The sequence below is a fragment of the Agrobacterium sp. S7/73 genome (genome assembly GCF_019355535.1).
Lineage (GTDB): Bacteria > Pseudomonadota > Alphaproteobacteria > Rhizobiales > Rhizobiaceae > Agrobacterium > Agrobacterium tumefaciens.
In genome coordinates this window covers 1333171-1346678 of record NZ_CP072136.1, presented here as the reverse complement: position 1 = coordinate 1346678, position 13508 = coordinate 1333171, and the positions used below count along the sequence as shown (strand labels likewise).

At 59.8% G+C, this 13508-nt stretch carries 13 protein-coding genes; 5 read left to right on the top strand and 8 right to left on the bottom strand.

The annotated features are described in order from the left end of the window. Positions 1 to 2: 2 nt before the first annotated feature. Entirely contained in the window at positions 3 to 191 is a 189-nt protein-coding gene (locus tag J5276_RS06665) for a hypothetical protein (protein ID WP_003515469.1), read from the top strand. A gap of 73 nt (positions 192 to 264) precedes the next feature. Here the strand turns inward: J5276_RS06665 and J5276_RS06660 are convergent, their stop codons facing one another. Next, complete coding sequence (locus tag J5276_RS06660) at positions 265 to 516, bottom strand: hypothetical protein (protein ID WP_003515471.1); 252 nt, start codon at positions 514 to 516, stop codon at positions 265 to 267. A 641-nt stretch (positions 517 to 1157) separates the two neighbouring features. Here J5276_RS06660 and J5276_RS06655 point away from each other — a divergent pair. Then, the gene (locus J5276_RS06655) at positions 1158 to 1592 is read left to right on the top strand and encodes a PACE efflux transporter (RefSeq protein ID WP_003515473.1); all 435 of its coding nucleotides are present in this window, start codon (positions 1158 to 1160) and stop codon (positions 1590 to 1592) included. A 24-nt stretch (positions 1593 to 1616) separates the two neighbouring features. Here the strand turns inward: J5276_RS06655 and J5276_RS06650 are convergent, their stop codons facing one another. The 5 genes from J5276_RS06650 to J5276_RS06630 form a co-directional block, all read right to left on the bottom strand. Continuing rightward, complete coding sequence (locus J5276_RS06650; protein WP_112154663.1) at positions 1617 to 2585, bottom strand: prolyl oligopeptidase family serine peptidase; 969 nt, start codon at positions 2583 to 2585, stop codon at positions 1617 to 1619. A gap of 102 nt (positions 2586 to 2687) precedes the next feature. Further along, complete coding sequence (locus J5276_RS06645; protein WP_019566194.1) at positions 2688 to 3293, bottom strand: ABC-type transport auxiliary lipoprotein family protein; 606 nt, start codon at positions 3291 to 3293, stop codon at positions 2688 to 2690. A gap of 15 nt (positions 3294 to 3308) precedes the next feature. Continuing rightward, positions 3309 to 4679 (bottom strand): MlaD family protein, encoded by a 1371-nt coding sequence (locus J5276_RS06640; protein ID WP_112154645.1) that lies wholly within the window; start codon positions 4677 to 4679, stop codon positions 3309 to 3311. A gap of 8 nt (positions 4680 to 4687) precedes the next feature. Further along, the gene (locus J5276_RS06635) at positions 4688 to 5524 is read right to left on the bottom strand and encodes an ABC transporter ATP-binding protein (protein ID WP_025593570.1); all 837 of its coding nucleotides are present in this window, start codon (positions 5522 to 5524) and stop codon (positions 4688 to 4690) included. A gap of 10 nt (positions 5525 to 5534) precedes the next feature. Further along, entirely contained in the window at positions 5535 to 6695 is a 1161-nt protein-coding gene (locus J5276_RS06630) for an ABC transporter permease (protein WP_003515483.1), read from the bottom strand. Positions 6696 to 6838: 143 nt separating this feature from the next. On the opposite strand from J5276_RS06630, the gene dgcA reads away from it, so the two are divergent. Further along, positions 6839 to 7822: an N-acetyl-D-Glu racemase DgcA gene (dgcA, locus tag J5276_RS06625; RefSeq protein WP_013636238.1), complete on the top strand. Its 984-nt coding sequence runs from the start codon at positions 6839 to 6841 to the stop codon at positions 7820 to 7822. Positions 7823 to 8066: 244 nt separating this feature from the next. Here dgcA and J5276_RS06620 read toward each other — a convergent pair whose 3' ends face one another. Beyond that, positions 8067 to 8903 carry a UDP-2,3-diacylglucosamine diphosphatase gene (locus tag J5276_RS06620; protein WP_162632923.1) on the bottom strand — a complete coding sequence of 279 codons (837 nt, stop codon included), beginning with the start codon at positions 8901 to 8903 and terminating at the stop codon, positions 8067 to 8069. 229 nt (positions 8904 to 9132) lie between these two features. On the opposite strand from J5276_RS06620, the gene J5276_RS06615 reads away from it, so the two are divergent. Both J5276_RS06615 and J5276_RS06610 read left to right on the top strand, forming a co-directional pair. Continuing rightward, positions 9133 to 11448, top strand: a complete 2316-nt coding sequence (locus tag J5276_RS06615) for an NADP-dependent malic enzyme (RefSeq protein WP_003515491.1) — start codon at positions 9133 to 9135, stop codon at positions 11446 to 11448. A gap of 135 nt (positions 11449 to 11583) precedes the next feature. Next, entirely contained in the window at positions 11584 to 12684 is a 1101-nt protein-coding gene (locus J5276_RS06610) for a DUF2865 domain-containing protein (protein ID WP_162632916.1), read from the top strand. 69 nt (positions 12685 to 12753) lie between these two features. Here the strand turns inward: J5276_RS06610 and bluB are convergent, their stop codons facing one another. Further along, on the bottom strand, positions 12754 to 13470 hold the full coding sequence (gene bluB / locus J5276_RS06605) for a 5,6-dimethylbenzimidazole synthase (RefSeq protein WP_111790270.1): 717 nt from the start codon (positions 13468 to 13470) through the stop codon (positions 12754 to 12756). Positions 13471 to 13508 lie beyond the last annotated feature (38 nt).

Genomic DNA, 13508 nt, shown 5'->3' with positions numbered 1-13508 from the left:
CGATGAACGCAGCAGACGCAACCATAGAAAATGCCCTGTCCGTGGTCGCCCGCTCCCGCGATATGCGCGAGCGCGCGCTCGAGAGACGACGGGAATTGCAGCGGCGAACGGAAGTAATCATCGCCCGGCCGCTCTACGTGCTGAAAAAGAATGAAGGCCCGAAGCAATTGTCGCTAAAACTCGACAGCTAGATCGCAAAAAGCAAATCCCGTGCGGATTACCTCACACACGGGATTTTCAGAATGAAACGATCATTGTCTTGTCTTATTGCATGCGTTGCATTGCGGCTTCGGGTTCGCCAGTCGTCGCAACCGTTGCCGCCGGAAGGCGATCGGTCTTTTTCAGTATGACGATGGGCTTGTCCACCGGATCCGTCGGCGGAACGATGCTTGCAGTTTTGAATTCACGGTCGACAGCAGGAACGGAAGCGTTGATCTTTTCATGACCTGCGCACTCCGCCAACGCTGCACTGGCGGAAAAACCAAGTACAGCGGCGATAATGAGAACTGATTTCATGTCATTCTCCCTTCGCTTTCGTGGCGATCTCCCAATCTAAGGGGAGACGGTCCGGATTGAAAATCACACTTTAGAGACATCTAAAGCTCTCTGTCATTGCGGCAGTCGTCATCGGTCGGCCATGGGGCAATGGGTCAGGCGTGCCGCTTTATTTTTTCCGCAAATCCAGCGGATTTTGGCAAAGCGGCCTGCGGAATATCATCGCCACATAACTTCCCTTCAGGGAAATGAGGCTAGGCTTGTAAGTCGTGGCCTGTGCCGCGTTGGCGGCCTTTATCGTTCGTCCATCTGGAGAATTATGCTGCATGGCACGCCTCCTTCCATGAGCGATAACGAAAAAACACCGGTCTTGTTCCGCAGCGGCGAAACGGAGGACAATTGAAAAGATAAGGTGCCGCCGCGTGCTTCGTCTCCACGCCGGTGAAATGGTGACACGAATAGTCGGATGAGGGCAAAGTCTTGCCGCATAGCTCCGGCCTCGCCGCCTCATCCCGCTCCCGCTGAGAAGAGCGCTCCCAAACCCAACCATGACCCAAGGCTTGAAATTTTGCCCGAAACCGCTATATGGCTTTGCGAGAGGACGACCTCGGCCATTATGGCGACAGCATGCGGGACGGCCCGGTCACATACCGGAGAATAAATTGCGTTCCCTGCCCGATCGTATCCGCCACGCTCTCAGCTTCGAAATCATCGGCCTTCTGCTGGTCGTGCCGCTGGGTGCATTCGTATTTCACATGCCCATGGAAGATATCGGCATTGTCGGTCTGGTCAGCGCCACGCTCGCCACCGCCTGGAACTATCTTTACAATCTCGGCTTCGACCATGCCATGCAGCGCCTGAAAGGCACGACGCTGAAGACGCCTGCTATCCGCGTCGCCCATGCCCTGCTGTTCGAACTGGGTCTGCTGATCGTGCTGATGCCTTTCATCGCCTGGTATCTCAGCATCAGCCTTGCCCAGGCGCTGGTGATGGATATCTCGTTTGCGCTGTTCTACGTAGTCTATGCCTTCGTCTTCAACTGGGGCTACGACCGGCTTTTCCCGCTGCCGGAATGGCGGTCGCAGGACGCCGTCTGATCGACGGCGGCACCGGCGTGTGCGTCAGCGTAGCGAAGCCGTGAAAAAGCGGATGACTTCGCTGTTCAGTCGACGATGAAACTCCGCCCGGTCAAACCCCAGAATATCGCCGCATATCTGGGCCAGGGCTTTTTCCATCTCGGCGGGGCAAGGTGTTATGAACGAAAAATGCCCTGCCCCTTTCACCGTCTGATAGTCCGGTTTTGCCGGCAGGTCGTCGCGCAGCCCTAAAATATCCTCCGGCGCCACACCGTCGCCGCCGCGCTCTGAACTCCAGAGCTGAACGGGGATTTTGATATCTCGCAGATCGGCCCGCCCTGGAAAGGCGTTGAGGGGGTCTGCAATAACCACAGCCTTCACTCGCGCATCGTAGACCCGGTCCTCAGGCGAAGCAGACCTTTCCAGCATCTGAGCACACACCGCCGCCTGCCCATCAGGGCACGGCAATCCGGTATTTGGAAAATCCGGAACGCCGCCGGCAAGTACCAGCGCCGTATAACCGCCGCGCGAAAATCCGAACACCCCGATCCTTCCGGCATCGATAAAACGGGCATCGTTCCAGTTCGCCAGCATATGGTCGAGCAGGCGGACGATATCGGCCGGTCGTTCGGTCAGCGCGGAAAGATCGCCTGCCCGCTTCATGTCAATGGCATTATCGCCGGGATGATTTATCGCCGCGACGATGAAACCGGCATCCGCCAGCGCCGCCGCGGTATCCCGATGGCTGAAATACGTACCGCCGAAACCGTGGGAGATGATGACGAGCGGATATTGCCCATCGACAACTGGGCAATCACGCACCGCTTGCAGAGCGAAGGGGCCGATGCGGGTCTCCACCGGAGTCGCCGCGCAGGGCGACCACACCGCCGCCCTCATGGAAGGCTTTCCGCCTGCCGAGGGAATCTCGATCAACCGAAGACCGGCTGCCAGAACGGTGCCCGCTCCGCACATGGCGGAAACAAGGGAAAGGCAAAGCAACACCAGAAATCGCATGACGGACCCGCAGATCGGAAACATTAAATGCAAGGCCGTCACCAACAGGCTTCACCCGCAACATAGAGCAATCTTTTGTAGCGGAAATGACCGTTGTCAGACTTAGAGCGACTTCAGCGTCCACGCCACGATTTCGCGGGTGGCGGCGGCGAAAGCCTGGTCCAGCGCTTTGACGAAATTGGCATTTCCGGAACCGCTGACGCGTGCGCTGGCGCGGAATACTTCCTGCGCCTTTACCGTGCCGTTGCGATCGTTCAAGAGCTTCACCGAAATCTCGATATCGGCGGTGTTTTTTGCCGTATCGATTTCGAAGGTGCGAATATCGCTGACCACCTGGTAATCGATCGCCAGCCCCTGCCCCGGCCGGCCGACGCCACCGAGCTTGCCGGTATCCTCGAAGGCTTGCACCAGCTTGGATTGCACCATGCGCGGCAGGCGGTCGCTCCATTGCGAATTGCCGAGATATTGCACTTCCGAGCCGGAAAGGCGCACCACGATGTTTTCGCTATCAAGCGCTTTCAGCGCCGTCGGATCGGCGATCAGCAATTGCCGGCCTTTGAGCGACGGCCCCTGCGTCACAGTCGCCGAAGAGACGGAAAGGTCGAACGTATCGTTCGATGGGGTTCCCGCACAGCCCGCCATCGCAACCGCAAGCAGCGGAGCCAGAAGCAGGGCACGGCGCTTATGGCCGTTCATCAATCGTGTCATTGGCCCATACCCCTTTTAGCGCCTTGTTCTGCCGTCATATTGTTTCACGGTTTCGCCGCCGAAAATCAACCGCTGCGGATCGCGGTCGATATTGGTGATCGCATTGTTGAGATTGTCGACCGTCTGCCGCGTACTGCCGATAAGCGCCTGGAAATCCTTCAGGCCCGAACTGGAGAAGCGCGTGAGATTGTCGGCAATCGGCCCGATTCGGGCATTGAGATTGTCGGCCACGGCCTTGAACGAGGTCAAAGTCTCGCGCGCCTTTGCAAACAGCGAATTGGCATCGTCGGTTCCAAGCATGCCGTCCACCTTGGCAAGAATGCCATCGACACGGTTTGAGGCAAGGTTCAGCTTGCGGCCCATGTCGGTGAAATCGGAGACCGCCTGGTCGATATCGGCCCGGCGCGCGCCGACATCGTCGGCAATCCGCTTGAAGTTCGCCACGGCATCACGCGCATCGGCAGTCGCTGCGGAAACATCACCCACCACGGTGCTGACCTTTGCGGGATCGACCGACGCCAAAAGCTCATCCGCGCGCTTCACCACCGTCTGAACTTCCGTGCTCGCCGCCTCGAAGTTGCGCGCCGTGCTCTGCACCGTTTCCATGATACCCTGAATATCGCTCGAAGCGGAAGCGACGTCCTTCGTCACCTTGTCGACATTAGACAGGATGGAATCGATCTTGCCGGCATCCACCGCCTTCACCAGATCTTCGACAGCAGTCAGCGTGCCGTCCAGGCGTACCGAGACCGATTGAACGGTGGTGGAAAGCGAACTGAGGCTGGCGATGAAACTCTTGATACCATCGGAATTTGCGGCCAGCGCATCGGAGAATTTCTCGGCGTTACGCACCGTCTGCGTCAGCGGCCCACGGGCATCCTGCACGAAGCCCTGCAATTCGCCGATGGCGCCATCGGCGCGTTTCAGGATCTTGTCGGCGGTGGCAAGAAGGTTGGTGACGCTGGAAAGATCGGCCGTCAGCTCGGCGGGAACGCCGCTCTCCACCGATTTCTGCAGAATGCGCTCACCATCCTTGTTGCCGCCGGAAAGCTCGATATAGGCAGCGCCCGTCAGGCCCTGAATTTCAAGCACGGCGCGGGTGGAGGGGAAAACCGGCGCGTCCGCCTGCACTTCAGTAAAGGCGATGGAATAGGCCGGATCGTCACGGTCGATCGCAAGACCGCGCACCGTGCCGACAGGAATGCCGTTGAAGCGTACCGGAGAGCCGACGGAAAGGCCGTTTGCCGAGCCGGGAATACGCACCACGAGCTGCGCCGTCGGTCCACCCCGGCCGAATTCCGCCATCCAGTAAACGAAGCCGAATGCGGCGGCGATCACGATCAGCGTGAAAATTCCGACTATGGTGTAGTTCGCCTTGGTTTCCATGCTTCTTGTTACTCCACCGGATTTTCGTGTCTGTCGTCCGGAAGAACGACAGAGCGCGCCCGTTTGCCACGGAAATAGGACTGCACCCAGGGGTCTTCACAGGCAAACATGTCCTGCAAGGTCCCTTCCACCAGCACCTTCTTCTGCCCTAGCACCGCAATGCGGTCGCAGACGGAGAACAGGCTGTCGAGGTCGTGCGTCACCATATACACGGTCAAACCGAGCGAATCGCGCAAGCGCGCGATCAGCATATCAAATTCCGCCGCCCCGATGGGATCGAGGCCGGATGTCGGCTCATCGAGGAAGACAAGGTCGGGATCGAGCGACAGCGCGCGCGCAAGCGCCGCACGCTTGATCATGCCGCCGGAAAGCTCCGACGGGTATTTGTCACCCGCATCGGGCTTGAGGCCCACCATCTCGATCTTGAGATAGGCAAGCTCGTCCATCAGCTTTTTCGGCAGGTCCAGATATTCCCGCATCGGCAGCTGGATGTTTTCCTTCACCGTCAGGCCGGAAAACAGCGCCCCCTGCTGGAACAGCACGCCGAGCCGCTGGTCGAGCATCATGCGGTCGTCTTCGCTGGCCTTGTCGTAATCGGTGCCGAGAATGCGGATTGCACCCGCCTGGCGTGGCAGGAGCCTCAAGATCGCACGCATCAGGACGGATTTACCCGCGCCGGATGGGCCTATGAAGCCAAGGATTTCACCGCGATAGACATCCAGATCGAGATTCTCAAGCACGTTCCTGCCGTTGAAACCGACAGTCACGCCCTCGACGGAAAGAACCGTCTCACGGCCGTCCTTTGCAGTTTTTGTCTCTTGCGGCTTCTGGTCCAAAGTTTCCAACGCGCCCTCCTTAAAAATCGATGGCTGCGTAGAAGATGGCAAAAAGGCCATCCACCAGAATGACGACGAAGATCGATTTGACCACCGACGACGTGACGTGTTTGCCGAGCGATTCCGCCGAACCGCCGACCTTCATACCCTCAACCGCCGCGACGATGCCGATGATCAGCGCCATGAACGGCGCCTTGATCATGCCGGCGGCGATGGTCGATTCCTCGACCGCGCCATGCAGACGCGACAGAAACACTTCGAAGGTGATGCCGGAATAGAGAAGCGTGACGATGGCGGCGCCGAAAAGTGCGGCGAAATTGGCAAGGATGGTCAGAAGCGGCAGTGCGATTGTCAACGCCACGAGACGCGGAAACACCAGCACGCCGACAGGGTTGAGACCGATCACCTTCAGCGCGTCGATTTCCTCGCGCATCTTCATCGAGCCGATTTCCGCCGTGATCGCACTGCCGGAGCGACCGGCGATCATGATCGCGGTCAGAAGCACGCCGATTTCACGCAATTGCAGAATGCCGACGAGATCGACGACGAACACTTCCGCGCCGAAATAACGCAGCTGGAAAGCGCCCTGCTGGGCGATGATGGCGCCGATCAAAAACGACATCAGCATGATGATCGGCACGGCGCGCACGCCCATATGGTCGATCTGGTTGACGATGGCCGCCGGCGAGACGCCACGGCCGCGCCCGAGCTTCATCTGCGCGCCGCGCACGGCGGAACCGAGAATATACATGCCCGCGAGGAAATCCGCACCATTCTGGACGACAGCTTGGCCGATCGGCGAGAAGAAGCGTTCGGCAAGTCCCACCTTGGCGGCAGGCTCACCCTCCATCGCCGCTTTATCCGGCAATTGGCCGATCAGATCCTCGATTCGCTCGTTTCCGGTAAGCGTGACGGTAACGCCCTTCGCTTCCATATCTTCGCGCAATCGCCGGATGACCCAGGCGCCGGTCGTGTCGATTGCCTCCACCGAGGAAAGATCGATCTCCACCGGACCGGCAGGGCCGCTTTTCTCGATGTTTTCGAGGCGTGCAAAAATGCCTGAAAGATTGCTGTTGCGCCAGGAACCGCTCAAGGCATACCGCTGGCCGCCGCCGGAGACGGCGTCGTCTTCGGTGATTGCGGCCGGGTTCGCCTGTTGCCGTATATCCTGTTCTTGCATAATGCTCCGAGCGAGTGCAGCCGTCACGAGATTCTTAAAGGTTTCATAACGGTTTGGCCTTCGGCAAGCCACAGTGACAGCCGACAATTCGCGATAAATTTGGCGTCATGTGTCTTTTAACGCCTGTCAGGAAGTGAAAAAACATGCCCCGTTACCTTCAAGCCACAACAGAACGTTTCGCCGTTGCTGGCAGCTTCACTATTTCACGCGGCACTCGCACACATGCGGATGTCGTAACGTGCACCATCCGCGATGGTTCCTTTACCGGCAGAGGTGAATGTGTGCCCTACCCGCGTTATGGCGAAAGCATCGAAGGCGTTATCGCCGATATCGAAGCAATGGCTGAGCAGATTGCCGGCGGCCTGACACGGCATGAATTGCAGCAGGTGATGAAACCCGGCGCCGCCCGCAATGCAGTGGATTGCGCACTATGGGACCTCGAAGCCAAGATGAGTGGCAAAAGTGCTGCCGAACATAGTCTCGGACACGCGGCAAAACCGCTCGTTACCGCCTATACCATCTCGCTTGCCGATCCCGAGACCATGGCGGCTAAAACGGCGGAAAACGCTGGCCGCCCGCTGCTGAAGATCAAGACAGGAACGGCGGATGACGAGGCGCGCCTGCGGGCCGTGCGCACCGCAGCACCTGACGCGCGCATCATCATCGACGCCAATGAGGGCTGGAACGACGATAATATCGAATATTATCTGAAACTCGCAGCGGAACTGAACATCGCACTCATCGAACAGCCGCTTCCCGCCGGCAAGGACGCCATCCTGGCCCGCATCGACCACCCGGTCCCCATCTGCGCCGATGAAAGCGTGCATTCCACCAAGGACCTCGCAGACCTGCGCGACCGTTACGATGCGATCAACATCAAGCTGGACAAGACCGGCGGTCTCACGGAAGCACTTGTCATGAAGGCAGAGGCGGAGCGGCTAGGCTTCATCATCATGGTCGGCTGCATGCTCGGCACCTCGCTCGGCATGGCCCCCGCCGTTCTGGCCGCCCAGGGAGCCGCCTTCTCCGATCTCGACGGCCCGCTGATTCTCAGGCAGGACCGGCAGCCGGGCCTCGTTTACGAGGGGTCGCTGGTTTATCCGCCGCAGCCGGAGTTGTGGGGATAAGAGCCGTCGTTCGGGTTTCGTGTGAAAGCACTACGCCGAACATCGCAATAATCTTTGCAGTATCACGTAAACTGTATGACCAGCCTTGCCTCACACTCGGCGTCATCCTCGGGCTTGTCCCGAGGATCTATCCACGTCGCGCGAAATCAATCGGTTGCAAATCCTTGGGACAAGCCCAAGGATGACGACAGAGAGCTGAAACATCCCGCGCTTAGGGATCGCCCTGCATGTTGAACCAACCCAATCAGGCCGCGTGCTTGCCAATCAGACCTGGAATCTCTACCGGCTCCATCTCGTCCGATGTCTGCGAAGGGACATCGCTCGTCTGCATCCAGGTGATCAGCTCGAAAGTGCCATCTGCATTTTCGGCAATCGCCGTGCAGCTTTCCACCCAGTCGCCGGTGTTGATGTAGCGGATGCCGTCCATGTCTTCCATCACGGCGTGGTGGATATGGCCACAGATCACACCATCCACATTGTTGCGGCGCGCCTCGTCGGCCACTACGCGCTGGAACTCGCCGATGAAGTTAACGGCGTGTTTGACCTGCAATTTCGCCCAGGCCGAGAACGACCAGTAAGGCAGGCCGATGCGGCGGCGCACCGCAGCAAGGACGATGTTGATCGCAATCGCCGCGTCATAGGCCCAGTCACCGAGATAGGCGAGCAGGCGGGCATTGCGCACCACCACATCGAACTCGTCGCCATGGATGATGAGATATTTCTTGCCGTCTGCCGCCTCGTGGATCATGCGCTCGGCCACTTCGATACCGCCGAAATGCATGCCCGGAAACTCGCGCAGAAATTCATCGTGGTTGCCGGGAATATAAACGATACGCGTTCCCTTGCGGGCCTTGCGCAACAACTTCTGCACCACGTCGTTGCAGCCCTGCGGCCAGTACCAGCTGCGGCGCAGGCGCCAGCCGTCGATGATGTCACCGACCAGGATGATCGTATCGGCCTCGTGATGTTTCAGGAAGTCGAGCAAAAAATCCGTCTTGGCCGCCTTGGAACCGAGATGGACATCCGAGATGAAAAGCGTTCTGAACTGTCTGGTTTCAATTTGACCGGCCACGGATTTAATCCCCTTGTTCGGTTGCGTCCCTGCGGCTTTCTTCCCTCTCAGAACCAGACTCGTGTTGCAGCAACATGACAATGGCCGGTTTTTATATGGAATATGACTCATGGCATCACGAAAACGCGAATAAGCCATGCCCGCATTTGCATAAGGGGGCGGCAAATAACGGCTGTACCACGGGAAAGTTTGTTGTATTCAGAGGGCCGGAATTGAACCAGACATGACGGTGGAAGACATGACCTCTCACGATAAGAACAACACGCCCGCCAACACGGCAAAGGCCGACATCGAGGAACAGGCGCTCTTTTTCCACCGCTACCCGCGCCCCGGCAAGCTGGAAATCCAGGCCACCAAGCCCCTTGGCAACCAGCGCGATCTGGCGCTTGCCTACTCGCCGGGTGTCGCCGCCCCCTGCCTCGCCATCCATGAAAATCCGGAAATGGCGGCGGAATATACCGCCCGCGCCAATCTCGTTGCAGTGATTTCCAACGGTACGGCAGTGCTTGGCCTTGGCAATATCGGCCCGCTTGCGTCCAAGCCTGTTATGGAGGGCAAGGCCGTCCTCTTCAAGAAATTCGCCGGCATCGACGTTTTCGATATCGAGATCGATGCGCCCGGCATCAACGACATGGTCTCCACCATCGCAGCGCTGGAACCCACCTTCGGCGGCATCAACCTTGAAGACATCAAGGCGCCCGAATGTTTCGAGGTGGAGCGCCAGCTGCGCGAGAAGATGAACATCCCCGTCTTCCACGACGACCAGCACGGCACGGCGATCATCGTCGCCGCCGCCGTCACCAACGCGCTGGAACTGGCCGGAAAATCGCTTTCGAGCGTCAAGATTGTTGCCTCCGGCGCCGGTGCGGCGGCCCTCGCCTGCCTCAACCTGCTTGTCGCCATGGGCGCAAAGAAAGAAAACATCTGGGTCCACGATATCGAGGGCCTCGTTTATGACGGCCGCAACTCGCTGATGGACGAGTGGAAGGAAGTCTACGCGCAGAAGACCGACAAGCGGGTTCTGGCCGACTCGATCGACGGCGCGGATGTCTTCCTCGGTCTTTCGGCGGCAGGCGTGCTGAAGCCGGAACTTCTGGAGCGCATGGCGGAAAATCCGCTGATCCTGGCACTTGCCAACCCCAATCCGGAAATCATGCCGGAAGTGGCCCGTGCTGCCCGCCCGGATGCGATGATCTGCACCGGCCGTTCGGATTTCCCGAACCAGGTCAACAACGTGCTCTGCTTCCCCTATATCTTCCGCGGCGCGCTGGATTGCGGCGCAACCACGATCAACGAGGAAATGAAGATGGCCGCCGTGCAGGCCATCGCCGAGCTTGCCCGCGAGGAAGTCTCGGAAGTCGCCGCCAAGGCCTATAGCGGCGAAACGCCGATCTTCGGCCCGAACTACCTCATTCCCTCGCCTTTCGATCCGCGTCTCATCCTGCGCATCGCGCCGGCCGTTGCCCGTGCTGCCGCCGCAAGCGGCGTCGCCGCCCGGCCAATCAGCGATTTCGAAGCCTATCTCGACCAGCTCAACCGCTTCGTCTGGCGTTCCGGCTTCATCATGAAACCGGTCTTCAACGCCGCCAAGGTTGCCGAAAAGAAGCGCATCATCTTTGCTGAAGGCGAAGACGAGCGCGTGCTGCGCGCCGCACAGGTGCTTCTGGAAGAAGGGACCGGCATCCCGATCCTCATCGGCCGCCCGCAGATCATCGAAACGCGCCTGAAGCGCTTCGGCCTGCGCATCCGTCCGAATACCGATTTTGCGGTGGTCAATCCGGAAGACGATCCGCGTTACCGCGATTACGTCGATGATTATTTCGCCCTGGTCGGCCGCGCTGGCATCAACCCGGAGGCGGCCCGCACCATCGTGCGCACCAACTCCACGGTCATCGGCGCGCTGTCGGTGAAGCGTGGTGAGGCGGATGCGCTGATCTGCGGTCTGGAAGGCCGTTACGACCGGCACCTGCGCGACGTGAACCAGATCATCGGCAAGCAGGAAAGCGTTCGCTCTTTCGCAGGCCTCAGCCTGCTCATCACCCAGCAGGGCGCGCTGTTCCTCACCGACACCTTCGTCAACAACGATCCGACCTCCGAAGAAGTGGCTGAAATGGCCATTCTCGCGGCAAAGGAAATCCGCCGCTTCGGAATCACGCCGAAGATCGCGCTCGCCAGCCACTCCAATTTCGGGTCGCGCGATTCGGAAAGCGCCCGCAAGATGCGCCGCGCCCTGAAGATCGTGCAGGCAGCGGCACCCGAACTGGAAGTGGACGGCGAAATGCAGGGCGGCTCAGCACTTTCGGAAGCGCTGCGCAAGCGCGCCATGCCCAACAGCGTGCTGACCGGCGAAGCAAACCTGCTGGTCTTCCCGAACCTCGATGCCGCAAACATCACGCTCGGCGTCACCCGCACGCTGACGGAGGGCCTGCATGTCGGCCCCATCCTGCTTGGCACGGCTCTTCCCGCCCATATCCTGTCGCCCAGCGTCACCTCGCGCGGCGTTGTCAACATGGCGGCCTTTGCCGTCGTGCAGGCATCGCACCCTTCGGTGTGATGAAGGCGTATTAACGCAGTTTTGAACATGCTGTTGCCGCATTGCGGCAACAGCTTATGTTATCTTCCTGAAACACGGATTTCCCGAAGCATAACACCCTCGCCACCGGCCGGGGACATCGAACGGATCGCACCATTGACCCGGCGCCGCAGCATTATCGGCCTCCTGCTTCCCCTTGTTTTCATCGCCCCGGCCGCTGCTTTCGCGGATCAGGTCTGCGATACGCTTTATGCGCAGCTGCGCGAACCGCCGCGTGTCATCGGCAACACCGCCGAGGTACGGCGTTACGCCAATGCGCTCACCCGCCAGAACATCGAGATCCGCAGGATCAGGAACGATCTGCGCCGTTACGGCTGTTCATCCGCAAGCGTCACCGTTTATGGCAGCCCGAATGCCGAACTCTGCGCGGAGATCAGCGACGCGATGGCGGATGCGCAGAGCGAACGCGATGCCATCATCCGTGACCGCGACTATGCCATGGCGGCCCAGGGCAGCGATGATGGCGACATCAGACGCCAGCGCATTCTCGCCGCACTCGACGCCAATGGCTGCAGCGCCATTCCGGAAACGGAAGCGCGCCAGCCGACGGCACCCGATGTGACACGTTACCCCGACGCCTTCGGCGAACAGGGCAACCCGCCGGGACAGGCAGGGCTTTCGACCTACCCCAATGCCGCTGCGGAGGGCGGGCTCAGGACGCTGTGCGTGCGCACCTGCGACGGCTCGTTTTTCCCCATCGCTTCCAATGCCTCGCCGCTCGATTTCCGTGCGCAGGCCGAACAATGCCAGAAAATGTGTCCGGGTACGCAGACGGAGCTTTATTTCCACTCCATGACGGAGCAGGAAACGGCTGACATGGTCTCGGCTGAAACAGGAAAGCCCTATAAGGACCTGCCGACCGCCTTTGCTTATCGAAATGCCTCAACGAAAGCCCCAGGCTGCGCCTGCAACATGGCCGCCTATCACGAGGAGATGAAGCAGCAGGAGGCTGCGCGGCCGGAAGCTGAGAAACCCTATTCCAGCATCACGACCATTCCACCACCGCAAGGTGACACCCCCAAAAAACCCACCGAACTGCAGCAGGCCGCAAAGCCGCCGGAACAACCGGTTCCGGAACGCGACTATGACCCGAACAACAGCAGGGTCCGCGTCATCGGCCCTAAATTCCTGCCCGACCAGACAGGCCGGATCGACCTGAAGAACCCGGCGCTGAAGGGCATTCAGCCGCAGCAATAGCTCCCATCAAGCACGCGGTATGGAGTTGGCAACGCTCTATCTCACTCACAAGGCGGTCGCGTCTTTTCTTTACCGCCCGCCCCAGCGATTGCGAAACACCAGCTCCTCCAGCGGCACGCGCTGGCGCCAACCCTTCACCGCCAGTTCCGGCTCGGTATAAAGTGTATCGACGCGGCCGAGGCATAGCCAGGCGACGATCTCGATGTGGTCCGGGATTTCCAGAATGGTCCGAATGTCGCTATCGTGGAAAATGCTGACCCAGCCGACGCCGATGCCTTCGGCGCGCGCTGCAAGCCAGAGGTTCTGGATGGCGCAGACGGTGGAATAGACATCGGTGCGCGGATTGTGGGTACGGCCCAGCACCACCTTGCCGCCACGCGTCGGATCGCAGGTGACGCAGATGCTGAGCGGCGCCTTGCGGATGCCCTCAAGCTTGAGGCTGCGGTAAAGCGCCTGCTGCTCCCCCTCGAACATCGCCGTCGCCTCGCCATTGGCGCGGCTGAAGGCAACCCAGGCTGCCTGCCTGACCGCACCGTCAGTGACGAGCGTGAAATTCCACGGCTGCATGAAACCGACCGAGGGCGCGGAATGCGCCGCCTTCAGCAAGCGCTCGACCACATCTTCCGGCAATGGATCCGGAAGGAACTGGTCGCGCACATCACGGCGGGTTTCGATGGCACGGTAGATCGCCTCTCGCTCCCCCTCGGAAAACGGGTAGGCGGGCGAAAGCGCGTGATCGAATGCATCGGCGTCGAGCGAACTGGTCGCGAGTGGATCGGTCGGCATCGTCTATCCCCAACAATGCTGGCGCGCCGCCACGAAAA